The sequence below is a fragment of the Roseicyclus salinarum genome (genome assembly GCF_029624655.1).
Lineage (GTDB): Bacteria > Pseudomonadota > Alphaproteobacteria > Rhodobacterales > Rhodobacteraceae > Roseibacterium > Roseibacterium salinarum.
The window spans coordinates 1-13,876 of sequence record NZ_JARRSA010000017.1 but is presented as its reverse complement, the minus strand read 5'-3'; the positions used below and the strand labels follow the sequence as shown (position 1 = coordinate 13,876).

Here is a 13,876-nt window from a genome sequence, read left to right as displayed (position 1 = left end):
GTGGTTCGCGCTACCCGCAAGCGTCGATCCGAAGGGGCAGGGCTCGCGCCCTCGACATGGCGCGGATGTCACCTTGCCTTGTCGAGCCAGTGTCTTTCCTCAGGGACATATGTCCGCGCACTCGAACAGTCCTGGAACCGCCGGTCGGGTGGGTGCGCGCGGTGCCCTCCGGAGCCCTGACAGGTGCGGGATGGACCAAGATGCCGGTTCATCAGCTGGCCGTGGTTCGCGCGCAGACCCGGCACTGCACGGCTGAACGCTTTGACACGGCGAAGGTGCCGCATCTTGTCGATCGAACATGGGTTTCCTTCCAAGGCATTTCACCCGGCTGACGAGAGCACCTCGAAACGCCGGCCGGGTGGACGTGCGCGGTCCGACCCGGAGCCCGGACCGATGCAGGATCGACCAAGACGCCGGTTCGTGAGTTGGCCGCGGGTCGCGCGCCCAGATGCGGTGCCGCGGCTCGCCTCTTGTACATGGCGCGAAAGCCTCCCTTGCGTTGTCGAACCGCCTGTTTCCTTGCCATCGAAAGCGCCGGGGCCAGGAGAGCGGCATCGCAGGTCGGATGGACATGCGGCGTCGGCTTCCCAGCCGAGGCCGCTGCGAGGGCGGCCGCGACGCCTGATCGTGAGTGCCGGGGTCCCGCGCGCATCGTCCCGGTGCGATGCGGCTCGGCACATCGAGGGTGCGCAAGGTGTCTCCTCGGGCCTGTCGAACCGGTCGTTTCCGGCCGATGGCTGAGGGATCGTCCGCCGTCGGGGCCGCATCCACCGCCATACCTTTTCTAACCGTTTCCCATTGAGGTCGCCGCGGGACAGTCCGTGAAGCGGAAGGTCCGACAGTCGCGCTGTTCGCGTGCCTTTCCCCCCCGCCCATCATGAGCGGGCCTTTATGAGAATGACTCGCAATAACATTGACTTTGCGAATGCGTCGCACTAAAAACTAATTGACGGCAGCGGTTCTGGCGCGACCAAGAGCATGACGAAGAGGAGCAAGGGGTGTTTTTTCGGAAATCACGGGTTTTCGCCGCCGTTGCGGCCATGGCGCTTTCGGCCACAGCAGGGCCGGCGCTCGCGCAGGAGCGGCTGGAGATCGTCGCCACCACCGGAATGATCGCGGACGCCGCGCGCGAGGTCGGCGGCGATCTCGTGGACGTCCGGGCGCTGATGGGCCCCGGCGTCGATCCCCATGCCTACCGCCAGACGCGCAGCGACATCGTCGCGGCGGCCAACGCCGACATCGTGCTCTGGCATGGCCTCTATCTCGAGGCGCAGATGGAGGATTTCCTCGCCGATCTCGCCGGGACGATGCCCGTCGTCGCCGTCGCCGAAGCGTTGCCGCGCAACCTGCTGATCGGGCACGACGACTACGAAGGGCGATACGATCCGCATGTCTGGATGAACCCCAACCTCTGGTCCCGTGTCGTGCTCGAGATCCGCGACGCCCTGATCGAGGTCCATCCCGAGGCCGAGGCCGCGTTCCGGGCCAACGCCGACGCGCATCTCGCGGAGATCGCGCAACTGGCGCAATACGCGTCCAACATCCTCGCGACGGTGCCCGTGGACGCCCGCGTGCTCCTGTCCGCGCATGACGCGTTCAATTATTTCGGATCAGCCTACGGCTTCGAGGTCGCGGGGATCCAGGGCATCTCCACGGAAAGCGAGGCGGGCCTGCAGCGGATCGCGGAGCTTGTCGACATGCTGGTCGAGCGCGGCATCGGGGCGGTCTTCGTCGAAAGCTCGGTGTCCGATCGAAACATCCGCGCCCTCGTGGAGGGAGCTGCCGCGCGGGGCCACGAGGTCGCCATCGGCGGCGAGCTGTTCTCGGACGCGATGGGCGAGGAGGGCTCCTACGAGGGCACCTACATCGGCATGATCGACCACAACGCCTCCACGATCGCGGCGGCGCTGGGCGGCGACGTGCCCGACCGGGGGATGCAGGGGTTGCTGAATTGACGTCCCCGCGCCCCGAAGCCGGCCGCATCGTCGCCGCGCGCATCGGACCCGCCGCCGGAAGCCTGCCCGCGGCGGACGCGGCGATGAGCGTCGCCGGCCTGACCGTGACATATGCCGAGAAGCCCGCGGTCTTTTCGGTCGACGCCACGTTTCCCAAGGGCACGATGACGGCGATCGTCGGGCCGAACGGCGCGGGCAAGTCCACGATGCTGAAGGCCTGCCTCGGGATCGTGCCCCGCCTGTCGGGCGAGGTGCGCGTTCACGGCCGTCCCTTCGCCGAGGCGCGCGACCGGATCGCCTATGTCCCGCAGCGCGCGAGCGTCGACTGGGATTTCCCGACAAGCGTCCTCGACGTGGTCAAGATGGGGCTCTACCGCAAGGTGGGGCTGTTCGGCCGGTTGTCCGGGCGCTGGGACGCGACGGCGCGCGACTGCCTTGGCCGCGTTGGCATGGCCGATTTCGCCGACCGGCAGATCGGGCAGCTTTCGGGCGGTCAGCAGCAGCGCGTGTTCCTTGCGCGGGCGCTGGCGCAGGACGCCGACCTCTACCTGCTTGACGAACCCTTCGCCGGCGTGGACGCGGCCACCGAGCGCGCCATCGTCGATGTGCTGAAGCACCTCAAGGCCGAGGGAAGGACGGTCGTCGCGGTTCACCACGACCTCGCGACGGTGGCCGACTACTTCGATCGCGTGTTCCTCCTGAACGTGCGCGCCATCGCCGAGGGCCCCGTCGCCGAGGCCTTCACCGGCGAGGCGCTGGCCGCGGCCTATGGCGGCCGGCTGCAGGCGACGCATCTCGATCAGCTCGCCATGGCGCGGGGGCCGGTTTGAGCGCAGTCCTCGACGCGCTTTTGCTGCAGGCCGGATACAATGCCGCGCTGGTGGCCATCGGGGCCGGTCTCCTGGGGCTGGCGGCGGGCGCCACTGGCACGTTCCTGTTCCTGCGCAAGCGCGCGCTCGTTTCGGATGCGGTGGCACATGCGACCTTGCCCGGAGTGGGGCTCGCGTTCATGGCGATGGTCGCGCTGGGCGGCGACGGGCGGAGCCTTCCGGGCCTCCTGCTCGGATCGGCCGTGACGGCGGCGCTGGGCCTTCTGGCGATACAGTGGATGGTGCGGCGGACGCGGCTGGCCGAGGATGCCGCCATCGGCGCGGTCCTCGGCGTCTTCTTCGGGATCGGGATCGTCCTTCTTACGGTGATCCAGACGATGAATGCAGGGCGGCAGGCGGGGCTGGAGGACTTCCTTCTCGGCTCGACCGCCGGAATGCTGCGCCAGGACGCGATGGTGATCGCCGCCGGTGGCACGCTTGCGGTGCTGGCGACATGGGTGATGCGGCGGCCGATGACGCTTGTCTCCTTCGATGCGGACTACGCTGCTTCGGCGGGCTACGATGTGTCGCGCATCGACCTGATGATGATGGCCTCGGTGCTTGCCGTGACGGTGATCGGCCTGAAGGTCGTGGGCCTGGTGCTGATCGTGGCGCTTCTGGTGATCCCGCCTGTCGCGGCGCGGTTCTGGACCGAGAGGGTGCATCGCATGTTCTGGATCGCGGGACTCGTCGGCGGCGTCTCGGGCTATGTCGGTGCGGCGGTTTCGGCCTCTGCGCCGAACCTTCCGACCGGGCCGATCATCGTTCTGGTCGCGGCCGCGATCTTCACGGTCTCGCTGCTGTTCGCGCCGGTTCGGGGGCTTGCCGCCGCCCTCCTGCGACGCAGGCAGTTCCAGGCGCGCGTCCACCGCCGGCAGGGCCTTCTGGCGCTTGCACGGCACGATCCGGTCCGCGAGCCTTACACGCTGCGCCTGCTGCAGCGCGAGCGGCTGATACGGCGCGACGGGGTGCCCACCGACAAGGGGCGGGCCGCCGCCGCCAAGGTCTCGCGGGACGAGCGGCGCTGGGATGTCGCGCGGCAGGTGCACCAGGACGCCGGGTTGACCGGGCGCTACGACGGACTGACCCCAATCGAGGAAGTGTTCACCGCCGACGAGATCCGGGAGTTCGACCGCAGGCTCGGCCCGCCCGCACCGGTCGGAGGCTAGGGGCATGGGGGCCGACTTCGTCCAGTTCTCGCTGACGCCGATCCTGATCGGGACGTTCGCCGCGATCGCCTGCGCGCTACCGGGCAACTTCCTGATCCTGCGCCGGCAGGCCCTGATCGGCGACGCGATCAGTCACGTCGTGTTGCCCGGCATCGTGGTGGCCTTCCTCGTGGCAGGCGTGGTCTCGGCAATCCCGATGCTGCTGGGGGCGGCCGGCGCGGCGGTCGTCGCCGTGATCCTGATCGAGCTGGTGAAGCGGGTCGGCGGCGTGGAGCCGGGCGCGGCGATGGGGGTGGTCTTCACCACGCTCTTCGCGGCCGGCGTTCTCCTGCTGGAGCAGACCGACACGTCCTCGGTGCATCTCGACGTCGAGCACGCGCTGATGGGCAACCTCGAGTCGCTCATCTGGCTGCGGGCAGAGGGGTGGCATTCGCTGCTCGACCCCGAGGCGCTGGCGACGCTTCCGCCCGAGCTGGGCCGGATGGCGGTCGCCTGCGCCATCGTCACCGTGCTGACGCTGGTGTTCTGGCGCTGGCTGAAGATCTCGACCTTCGACGAGGGGTTCGCCGAGGCGCTGGGCATTCCGGCGGCGGCGCTCGGCCTCGGGTTGGTGATCGCGGCGGCGCTGGCGGCGGTGGCGGCGTTCGACGCCGTCGGCTCGATCATCGTGATCGCCATGTTCATCTGCCCTCCCGCCGCCGCGCGCCTGATGACATCGCGGCTCGAGACGCAGGTCCTGTGGTCGGTCCTTTTCGCCGCGCTTTCCGCGACGCTCGGGTATGTGCTGGCGGGTTACGGACCCCTCTGGCTTGGCGGGACGGACGCCGTCAGCGCGGCCGGCATGACGGCAGTCGTTGCGGGCGCGATCCTCTGGCTTGCGTGCCTTTTCGGCCCGCATCGGAAACGGGCCGGGGCGGGTCCGGACTCAAAATAGCCCTTTTCAAGGCAATGCGTTTTTTCACTTGACGCTCATTCGCATTGGATCCAAAAGCCCCGCGAATTTCTGATGCGGCCAGATCGGGCCAAGGCGGAATTCCGCGTACGGCGGAGCAAGCAGACCGTCACTCGTCTTTCGGAATGCCGAAGCGGGTGACGCCGACGATTTCCTGAACAACGTCCGTGCCATCGATTCGTCATGAATTGGTGGAGAGACTCCGCACTGGCGGCTGTCCAATGTCCGGACCGTCGCCGGAGCTGATGCGGAGGCGTCGTGCGGTCGGCAAGTGCGGTGACCAGTATGGATCGGAATGGCAGATACATAGCGATCGTCCTCGTCGCTCTCGCCGTCGGGATCGGGCTCGATGCCATGGCAGCCGAGCGCCATCGCGCCCGCGAGCAGCTTCAGATGACGCGCATGAGCGCGGCCGCCGCCGCCGCGATCGAACGCGAGATCGCGGAGAAGATCCTGATTTCGGAAGGCGTGACGGCCGCATTTCTCGCCGATGCGGAATTGTCGCGCAGCCGTTTCGTGGAACTCGTGGGCCAGCTCACGAGAAGTGCGCCGGACGTCATCAACGTCGCCGCCGCGCCCGGCTTCGTCATCGAATACGTCTACCCCGAAGAACCGAACAGGGCCGCGATCGGCCTCGACCTCGCGGCGCGACCCGATTTCTGGCCGGGCGTCGAGCAGGCGATCGGCACCGGGCAGACGATCCTCACTGGACCGTTCGAGCTGGTGCAGGGGGGTCTGGGCTTCATCACCCGCGCCGCCGTGCCGGATCCTGCGGCGCCGCAGGACGGGCTTGAGACCTGGGGCGTGATCTCGCTGGCCATCGATGCCCGGCGTCTCTTCGAGGAGGCGGGCCTCGACCGGGTGCCGCCCACGATCGCGATCTCGGTGCACGACTCGCGGGGTGCCCTCCTGTTCGGCCCCGACATGACCGAGGACGCCGCGCCCATGCGGACCGCCGTCACCGGGCCGGGGGTCCGCTGGAGCGTCTCGGCGATGCCCGTGGGCGGCTGGGCCACGGTCTCGCCGACGTCGAACCGGATGTGGGCGATCGTCGCCGCGATCGCCGTCGCCGTCCTCACGCTGACCTGGGCGCTCAGTTGGGCGTTTGGCAGGAAGCAGAGGGCCGAGACCCAGCTTGCCGAGGCGATCGAGGCGCTCGAGGACGCCTTCGCGCTGTTCGACGTCGACGACCGCCTGCTGATGTTCAACGGAAAGTACAAGGAGTTCTACGCCGAGGCGGCGGGCGCCATCAGTAAAGGCGCGCGGTTCGAGGACATCATACGCCACGCGGCCCACTCGGGCCAGTTCGTCGATGCCATCGGCCGCGAGGAGGACTGGATCGAAGAGCGTCTCGAGCAGCACCGCGATCCCGGCGACCCGATCGAGCAGGAACTGGCCGGCGGCCGCTGGACGCGCGTGGTCGAGCGGAGGACCCCCTCGGGGAGCATCGTGGGCTTCCGCGTGGACATCACCGCGCTGAAACAGGCGCTTCAGCGGTCCGAGGCGGCGAACGCCGCGAAGACCACGTTCCTCAACACCGTCAGCCACGAATTGCGCACGCCCCTGACCGTCGTGCTTGGCTACAACGCGTTTCTCGGGCACCCCGAGACCATGCCGGGCTTTGTCGCGCTGAAGCAGGCGATCGAGGAGGGCGACCGGGCCACCGCGCTGATCCAGCTCGAGGCGTTGAGGGCCGAGATCGTCCGTCACGCCGACCAGATCGACAGGTCCGGGCAGCACCTCCTGCACCTGATCTCGGGCATCCTCGATCTCGCATCGCTCGAAGACGGCAACTTCAGGTTGAACGCTCATGTCATCCCGCTTGGCCCGCTCGTGCGGGACGTGATCGAGCAGTTCTGCCCGATCGCGAGGCGCAAGGGCGTCGCCCTGAGCGTCGAGACCGATTGCACCGAGGTCGTCGCGGATCCGATGCGCCTGCGCCAGATCCTGTTCAATCTCATGGACAACGCCCTGAAGTTCACCGAGGCCGGGCGCGTGACGGTGCGCGCCGTCGGCGGGCCGGATCGCACGTGGGTCGAGGTCGAGGACACGGGTTGCGGCATCGCCGAGGACAACCTTGGGTTCATCTTCGACCGTTTCCGGCAGGCCGACCATTCCGATAGCCGCAGGCATGGCGGCGTCGGCCTCGGACTTGCCATCGCGCGCGAGCTTGCGGAGCTGCAGGGGGGGCGTCTCGAGGCGAAGAGCGAGCTCGGAAAAGGCAGCGTCTTCCGACTGGAGTTGCGCACCCATCGACGGCCCGATTGAGCCCCGGAACAGACACCCGCTTCCCTCAACAATGCCCGTATGTGTTGCCGGTTGTGTCTTATTTAAGCCCGAATTTTCCTCAATTTTCGGGCCATGTTCTGTCGGCGCGCGGGCGACACAGACCGCGTTTCCAGCCTTGGGCCTGTCAATGACGAAGATGAAAGCGATGTCCTCCCTGACGCTGGTGCTCAGTGACGTCACGATCTCTTTCGTGGTCACGATGTTCGTCGTGTCATGGGCCCCCAGCATCAGCGCGCTGGGCCTGCAGGGGTTCGTCGTCCTGTTCGTCGTGACATCGGCGGTCGTCGCGCTCGTGACCGTCGTCAGCCTGTCCTTTGCCAAGCCCAACGCCGCCGCCAAGCGCGTGATCGCGGCGCGCGATCTCGCGATCTACCTCCGGGAGCAGGCGCTGAACGAGCACACCATCGTCAGCGTCGCGCAGCCCGACGGAACCATCCTGCTGGTCAATGAGAACTTCGTGAACACGCTGGGCTACGCTCCGGAAGAGGTGATGAACCGCAAGCCCACGATGCTTTTCCCCGGCGAGGCCGGCCAGACCGAAAGCGACCGCGTCCGCGAGATCGTCTCGAAGGGGCAGATCTGGAAGGGCACCGAGCGCATCCGGGCGAAGGACGGGCGCCTGATCGCCATGGAGACCACCGTCCTGCCAAGGTTCGACGACACCGGCGCCTTCGAGAACACGATCACCATCCGGACCGACCTTTCGGGCGCAATGGCCGAAGGCGCGGAGGAGGGGCGGAACGCGGTCGTCGAGGGGCTTCCCGACGAGGTCTACATCTACGACGCCAAGACCTTCCGCATCACCTACGTCAACGCGAAGGGGCGCGAACGCCTGCGCCAGCCGCTTGGCGTGCTTCGTGGCGCCACCCTGTCCGACTTCTTCACGGACGACGAGAAAAGCCGGTTCCGCCGCCACATCGCCCCGCTCCTGTCCGGCGAGACGGACATCTCGAGGATCGAGATCGATCACATGGCGGGCCCCGTCGAAATCCTGACCCACGTCGATTGCGGGCCGGATGGAAGGCGTAATCTCGTGTCGGTCGTGCGCGACATCTCTGCGCGCAAGAAGGCCGAGCACCTGAAGCTCAGCTCCGTCGCCACCGTCAGCCACGAACTGCGCACGCCGCTGACCTCGATCAAGGGGGCCTTGCGCCTGATGGAGTCGGGCGTCGTGGGCGAGCTGTCGCGCGACGCCGCGCGGATGGTCAACGTGGCCCGGCGCAACAGCGACCGGCTGCTCGCGATCGTCAACGACATCCTGGTGCTCGAGAAGCTTTCCTCGGGCGAGATAGCGATCGCGCCGCGCAAGGTCGACCTGCGCGACCTGTTGGCCGAGGCCTCCGAGGCGAACGCGGCCTTCGCGGCGGAATGCGAGGTGCGCTTCGTGGTCGAGGACCCGGCCCTGCCGGCCTTCGTCAACGGCGATCCCGATCGCCTGATGCAGGTCCTGTCGAACCTCATGTCGAATGCCGCGAAGTTCTCGCCGCCGGGTTCCAGCATCGCGTTGCGGATCGAGGATCGCGGCGAGGTCTGGCGCGTCTGCGTCGAGGACAGCGGTCCCGGCATCCCCGAAGATGCGCGCAAGACCCTGTTCGACAGCTTCACCCAGGTGGAAGGCGTCGACTCCAAGAAGCAGCAGGGCACCGGCCTCGGCCTCGCGATCTGCCGCGAGATCATGGCGCGCCACAAGGGACACATCGCGTTCGAGACCGAGGTCGGGAAGGGATCCGTCTTCTATTTCGAACTGGAAAAGGAATTTGCCGCCGGCCTTCACACGGTGGATCAGGCGGCCAGTGTCGCCTGACCGCTCGCCGGACGGGATGGACGCGAGAAAAACCACCATGCGAGAACTGAAGAAGATCCTGCACGTCGATGATGACGGCGACATCCTCGAGATCACGCGGATGGCGCTTCAGATCGTGGATGATTTCGAGCTGCGTCAGTTCGATTCCGGTCCCGCGGCGCTCGAAGCCGTGGACGAGACGCAGCCCGACCTCCTGCTTCTGGACGTGATGATGCCCGGCATGACCGGGCCCGAATTGTGGGAAAGCATCCGTACGCGACCCGGGCGTGCGGACATCCCCGTCATCTTCGTGACGGCGAAGGCCGAAAGCCGCGTCACCAGCGACCTGCGCGACCGCGGCGCGCTCGATGTCGTGACCAAGCCGTTCGATCCGATGACGCTCGGGGCGCAGATCAGGACCGCGTGGGCGCGGCTCTGAGCAGGCCTTGCATGACCCCAGTTATGCCTAATTTCCGACAGCTTTAATCGATACCGATTCAAATTGATGGGTCTTTGGATGCAAACCGTGTTCCGCCCCGCAGATGGGTTTCGGCAATGAAAATTCTTGCAGTAGATGACGATCCCGATTTCCTCGCCGTGTTCCAGACGGTCCTTCAGGGTCTCGGTCACGAGGACCTCGTGCTGGCCGGGTCCGGCCAGGAGGCGCTCGACCTGATCGAGAAGACGCCCGCCGGGTTCGACTGCTTCATTCTCGACATCCAGATGCCCGAGATGAACGGGATCGCGCTGTGCCGCAAGATCCGTTCGATCGAGGAATACCGCGACACGCCCGTCATCATGAACACCGCGATGGGCGACCGCGAGCATATCGACGCCGCGTTCGCCGCTGGCGCGACCGACTACCTGACCAAGCCCGTGGACGCGGTCGAGATCAAGGCCCGGCTGGGCGTGATCGAGCGGCTGGTCAGCGAACGCCTGCGCGCGCAGATCGCCCTTTCCAGCCCTGGCACCGACGCTTTCGCAGCGCCCTCCTACGGGTTCATGGACGGCATCCCGCTGAAGCGCGTGGACGGCGCCATCGATCTCTTCGCGATGGGCAACTACCTCAAGACCCTCGGGATGTTCCGGGCGCTTTCGGTCTGTGCGGTCGGCGTTCGCGTGACCAATGCGCGCCAGATCCACGACCTCGAGGGCGGCTACGTCTTCGGCGAGGTGATGATCGACGTGGCCACTTGCCTCGCGGATTGCCTGAAGCCGACGAACCGGATGATCGCCTATGCGGGCGGCGGCGTCTTCGTCTGCCTGCTGCCCCGCGCCGAGATACAGGATCCCGAACTGCTGGCCGCGCAGTTGCGCGAGTACATCATGGAATTCCAGGAGATCTACCGCGATCTCGACATCCAGCTGCCCACCATCTCGGTCGGTCCGCCGATAAACATCCGCGCAATGCAGCTCGGGTCGCCCACGCGGATCATCGACGAGGCGATCGCGAGCGTGAAAGCCAAGAACCTCGGCCTTGCCACCAGCGCCTGATCCCGTCCCGCCTCGTCACCAGGAGGAGCTTTCGCCGTGACCGTCACCGCAGCCACCATCAGAATGAAGGCCGGTCTCGAAGATCTGCGCGCAGGTTTCCTCGAGCGTGTCGCGGACCGTTGCATGACCATCGAGTGCATCCTCGCCGGTGCCGAAAGCATCTGCCCCACCGAAGCCGAGCGGGCCGAGATCGCGCAGCACGCCCACAAGACCGTCGGCGTGGCCGCGACTTTCGGCTATGCGGCGCTGGGCGCCCGCGCGCTCGAGGTGGAGCGCCTCATGTCACCGGGCAGAACCCCAAGCTGGGATGCCTCGCGCCCGATCATCGACGCCTTCCTCGACGAGATGGAGCGCGTCCTCGACGAGGAAGCCTGAGGCGATCCGCCTGACCTGGCCTCGCCGGACCTGACCGGCGAGGGGTGGGTGCCACCGGTCTCAGCCGCCGGTGTTCCTGTTTTCGTTCCTGTTCTCGTTCTGGTTCCGGTTGCCCCGGTCGTCACCGTCGTCCGAGCCGTCGTCGTCTGGGTCAGTGGACGTGTCGTCGCCATCGCTGTCGCTGTCGGTCCCGGCATCGTTTCCGCCCCGGTTCCCCGCATCTTCGCTGGCCACGCCGCAGATGTAGCCGTCATAGTCCGTGAAAACCGTGCCCTCGGGGAACAGGCCCTGGGCCTCGACCCATGCGAAGGCAAGCGCCCTCTCGAACACGATGGCTTCGGTAAGGTCGTTCTCTCCCACCGGGAAGAACTGGCGGTTGCCCGAGGCATCCACCGTCATCAGGCCGGGCGCGAAATAGCCGCCGTCGATCTGGCTGTCGCAACGGCTGACGCCGACCGTTTCGGCCGACGCCACCCCCGCGACGACGCCCGCAGCGGCCAGCGTCGCGCCCATGACCAGGATACGCTTCATCTGGATAAGTCTCCTGTGGTTGCACGGGAGGAGATTACCAAATCCAATAATTCCGAACCTTTATCAAAGTTAAGGAAACTGGTCGCGAAGCCGGCCGGGGGCCAACATTTCCAAGCTCACGGGCGGCGTCCTCCGCGACGAATGCCGCGTGCAGGCCGACGCCACACCTGAGCCCGGCGAAGATCGCCGCCGCTCCGGAAGCGCGGACACATCCCGCGAGGGGGATCGGCGTCTTTGGAAGGATGGTGCCGGTGAAGGGACTCGAACCCCCGACCCACGCATTACGAATGCGTTGCTCTACCAGCTGAGCTACACCGGCACGGGGCGCGACATAGCAAGGGCCGCGCCGCTTGGCGAGACCTAATTTCGCTCGGCCGCCGCCGTGTCCGAAGAACGGTCTTCCGAAGGCTCCGCGCCCGTCGCGTCCGGGCCTGCCGTGGCGTCCGCCGCCCGCGTGCCGTCCGTCTCGGGCGGCGTGGCGTCCTCCACCGTTTCGGCGTCCTCGGCCTGCGTGTCCCTCCGGTCCTCCAGCGCGCCGACGATCATCGGAAGCATCTGGGCGGGGCCGGCGAGGGCGGCCTCGGATTGCGGCGCTTCCGCCCATGCGAGGGTGTCGAAGCTTTCGCAATTCGCGCAGACGGGGCGCCATTCCGCATGGACCTGCCCGCAGTTGCCGCACAGCCACTGAGGGCCTCGCGGCGCGGTGACGGCCCGTGCGAGCCATGCGCGCACGACACGGTCCTCGGCGCCCTGCCCGCGCTCGATCGCTGCCATGATGGTCAGCGAGCGCGTCGTCGGCTTCGTCTCGGCCAGGTCGCCCAGCGCGCGGCGGGCGGCCGGGAAGTCCTCTCTCGCGATCTGAAGCTCGGCCTCCAGAAGCTTCGTCTCGGGATGGCCGGGATGCTTCGCCAGAAGCGGTTGGAACCGCTTCAGCCGCGCGGCAGGCGTCTCGTTCGGCTCGATTTCGGCGAAGGCGGCGGCGAGGTCGGGATGCGGCTCGTTCGCCCAGGCGGCCTTGAGGATCTTGGCCGCCTTGCGCGGGTTCTTTTCGGCGATGGCGAGACGCGTGGCCATCGCGGCGGCCGGCACCAGCGTGGGAGCGAGGCGGTTGGCCTCGGTCGCGTCGCGCGTGGCCTCGGCGATCTTGCCCTGCGCCATCGCCTCGCGGGCATGGGCGAGCGCGAGGACCGCATCGCGCCGCTTGTGCAGGTCGCGCGGCAGGTTGCCGGCCTTGAGTGCCTTGGACAGCGTGGCGCGTGCGCCCGCCCAGTCCTCGTGGCGGGCCTGAAGCTGCAGGAGCGTCGTCTGCACCTCCTCGTTCCGGGGGCGCAGCGCCAAGGCCTTCTCCGCCAGCTTCAGCGCCGTGTCGGTGTCGCCCGCCTCGAGCTTCTGCTTCATCAGGCCGCGCACGCCCACGAAACGGGTGCGATCGTCCGTGACCAGAGCCTTGTAGGTCTCCATCGCCAGCTTGCGGTCGCCGGTCATCTCGGCGCCCTGCGCAAGGATGAGCTTGGTGAGTTCGGGGCGGTGCAGGTATTTCTCGGCCCGCTCGGCCTTGCGGATGGCCAGGCGCCCTTCGCCCGCGGCCAGCGCCATCATCCCCTCGGCCAGCGCCTCGAACCCCTTGCGCTCGGCGCGGCGGTTGAAGTGACGGCTGATCGCCGTCTCGTCGCCGTTGAGGAAGCGCAGCGTGGCGACCAGAAGCGCGACCGCCTTGAACAGAAGCCATACGGCCAGCAGCAGCACCAGCGCGAGGACGATTGCCATGATCGGCGTCAGGACGAATTCGCGCCCCGCGACCGTCAGCATGGCGGCCTCGTCCAACTCGGTCAGGTATCCCACGCCAATGGCGAGACCCGCGACGATGGCGATGAAGATCAGAACTTTCAGCAACGACCAGAGCATGATCCCGCCTCCCTCAGTTCGCGCCGGTGACGGACTGCGCCACCGTGTCGAGCGCGTCGGTGACCGCGACGCGGGTTTCGGCGGCGGAGATCCAGTCGGCCATCGCGGCGCGCGCGCCATCGGGCAGGGCGGAAATCTCGGCAAGCGCGGCTTGCAGATCCCCCTCCGAGACGGCGGCCTGCGCGCGGGACAGGATGGCGTCGGGGTCGTCGCCCTCGCGCGGTTCGATGGAGCGGCCGCCAATCTGACCCTGCAGGAAGGCGCCGATGCGGTCCATCGCGCCGTCGCCGGCCGTCTCGCGCAGTGCGACGGGAAGGGCGTCGCGCGCGGCGGCGGGGAAGCTCTCCTGCAGCTCCTCGAGACCGGGCACGCCGCTGTCGGCGGCTGCCGAAAGCGCCTCGGGCACTTCGGCCACTTCGGCGACAGAGCCAAGAGCGTCGGCGAAGGATCCCCCCTCGGCCACGGCGAGGCGCAGGCGCTGCAGCGCGGCCTCGGCGCGGGCTTCGGCGGCGGCTGCCTCGGCCTCGGCCTGCGCGGCTGCGGCCGCGGCGTCG

At 67.7% G+C, this 13,876-nt stretch carries 12 protein-coding genes and 1 tRNA gene; 9 read left to right on the top strand and 4 right to left on the bottom strand.

Annotation, left to right across the window (positions count from 1 at the left end):
- Positions 1 to 1,040: 1,040 nt before the first annotated feature.
- The 9 genes from P6F26_RS12335 to P6F26_RS12295 all read left to right on the top strand — a co-directional run bounded on the left by P6F26_RS12335 (position 1,041) and on the right by P6F26_RS12295 (position 10,886).
- Positions 1,041 to 1,955, top strand: coding sequence for a metal ABC transporter solute-binding protein, Zn/Mn family (locus tag P6F26_RS12335; RefSeq protein WP_278029050.1), 915 nt, complete (start codon positions 1,041 to 1,043; stop codon positions 1,953 to 1,955).
- Between the two features lie 83 nt (positions 1,956 to 2,038).
- Positions 2,039 to 2,785: a metal ABC transporter ATP-binding protein gene (locus tag P6F26_RS12330; RefSeq protein ID WP_278029049.1), complete on the top strand. Its 747-nt coding sequence runs from the start codon at positions 2,039 to 2,041 to the stop codon at positions 2,783 to 2,785.
- Positions 2,782 to 3,993: a metal ABC transporter permease gene (locus P6F26_RS12325; protein WP_278028997.1), complete on the top strand. Its 1,212-nt coding sequence runs from the start codon at positions 2,782 to 2,784 to the stop codon at positions 3,991 to 3,993. Before P6F26_RS12330 ends, P6F26_RS12325 begins: the two co-directional genes overlap by 4 nt.
- 4 nt (positions 3,994 to 3,997) lie before the next feature.
- A complete protein-coding gene (locus P6F26_RS12320; protein WP_278028996.1) occupies positions 3,998 to 4,927 on the top strand; it encodes a metal ABC transporter permease in 930 nt (309 codons plus the stop codon).
- Between the two features lie 303 nt (positions 4,928 to 5,230).
- The gene (locus P6F26_RS12315) at positions 5,231 to 7,213 is read left to right on the top strand and encodes an ATP-binding protein (RefSeq protein ID WP_278028995.1); all 1,983 of its coding nucleotides are present in this window, start codon (positions 5,231 to 5,233) and stop codon (positions 7,211 to 7,213) included.
- Between the two features lie 148 nt (positions 7,214 to 7,361).
- The gene (locus P6F26_RS12310) at positions 7,362 to 9,038 is read left to right on the top strand and encodes an ATP-binding protein (protein ID WP_278028994.1); all 1,677 of its coding nucleotides are present in this window, start codon (positions 7,362 to 7,364) and stop codon (positions 9,036 to 9,038) included.
- A 37-nt stretch (positions 9,039 to 9,075) separates the two neighbouring features.
- Positions 9,076 to 9,456: a response regulator gene (locus tag P6F26_RS12305; protein ID WP_278028993.1), complete on the top strand. Its 381-nt coding sequence runs from the start codon at positions 9,076 to 9,078 to the stop codon at positions 9,454 to 9,456.
- A 116-nt stretch (positions 9,457 to 9,572) separates the two neighbouring features.
- Positions 9,573 to 10,511 carry a response regulator gene (locus tag P6F26_RS12300; RefSeq protein ID WP_278028992.1) on the top strand — a complete coding sequence of 313 codons (939 nt, stop codon included), beginning with the start codon at positions 9,573 to 9,575 and terminating at the stop codon, positions 10,509 to 10,511.
- 36 nt (positions 10,512 to 10,547) lie between these two features.
- Positions 10,548 to 10,886 carry an Hpt domain-containing protein gene (locus P6F26_RS12295; protein ID WP_278028991.1) on the top strand — a complete coding sequence of 113 codons (339 nt, stop codon included), beginning with the start codon at positions 10,548 to 10,550 and terminating at the stop codon, positions 10,884 to 10,886.
- A 60-nt stretch (positions 10,887 to 10,946) separates the two neighbouring features.
- Here the strand turns inward: P6F26_RS12295 and P6F26_RS12290 are convergent, their stop codons facing one another.
- The 4 genes from P6F26_RS12290 to P6F26_RS12275 form a co-directional block, all read right to left on the bottom strand.
- Positions 10,947 to 11,417 carry a hypothetical protein gene (locus P6F26_RS12290; protein WP_278028990.1) on the bottom strand — a complete coding sequence of 157 codons (471 nt, stop codon included), beginning with the start codon at positions 11,415 to 11,417 and terminating at the stop codon, positions 10,947 to 10,949.
- 243 nt (positions 11,418 to 11,660) lie between these two features.
- Positions 11,661 to 11,736, bottom strand: a tRNA-Thr gene (locus tag P6F26_RS12285).
- A gap of 41 nt (positions 11,737 to 11,777) precedes the next feature.
- Positions 11,778 to 13,322: a heme biosynthesis protein HemY gene (locus P6F26_RS12280; protein ID WP_278028989.1), complete on the bottom strand. Its 1,545-nt coding sequence runs from the start codon at positions 13,320 to 13,322 to the stop codon at positions 11,778 to 11,780.
- A gap of 13 nt (positions 13,323 to 13,335) precedes the next feature.
- Positions 13,336 to 13,876 (bottom strand): COG4223 family protein (locus tag P6F26_RS12275; protein WP_278028988.1); only part of this gene is annotated, 541 nt, incomplete at its 5' end.

What these genes read in the sequence shown, in the direction of transcription:
- P6F26_RS12320 (WP_278028996.1), top strand. Translation starts at nt 3,998, where the DNA reads ATGGGGGCCGACTTCGTCCAGTTCTCGCTGACGCCGATCCTGATCGGG.
- P6F26_RS12315 (WP_278028995.1), top strand. Translation starts at nt 5,231, where the DNA reads ATGGATCGGAATGGCAGATACATAGCGATCGTCCTCGTCGCTCTCGCC.
- P6F26_RS12290 (WP_278028990.1), bottom strand. Translation starts at nt 11,417, where the DNA reads ATGAAGCGTATCCTGGTCATGGGCGCGACGCTGGCCGCTGCGGGCGTC.
- P6F26_RS12305 (WP_278028993.1), top strand. Translation starts at nt 9,076, where the DNA reads ATGCGAGAACTGAAGAAGATCCTGCACGTCGATGATGACGGCGACATC.
- P6F26_RS12330 (WP_278029049.1), top strand. Translation starts at nt 2,039, where the DNA reads ATGAGCGTCGCCGGCCTGACCGTGACATATGCCGAGAAGCCCGCGGTC.
- P6F26_RS12300 (WP_278028992.1), top strand. Translation starts at nt 9,573, where the DNA reads ATGAAAATTCTTGCAGTAGATGACGATCCCGATTTCCTCGCCGTGTTC.
- P6F26_RS12310 (WP_278028994.1), top strand. Translation starts at nt 7,362, where the DNA reads ATGACGAAGATGAAAGCGATGTCCTCCCTGACGCTGGTGCTCAGTGAC.
- P6F26_RS12335 (WP_278029050.1), top strand. Translation starts at nt 1,041, where the DNA reads ATGGCGCTTTCGGCCACAGCAGGGCCGGCGCTCGCGCAGGAGCGGCTG.
- P6F26_RS12280 (WP_278028989.1), bottom strand. Translation starts at nt 13,322, where the DNA reads ATGCTCTGGTCGTTGCTGAAAGTTCTGATCTTCATCGCCATCGTCGCG.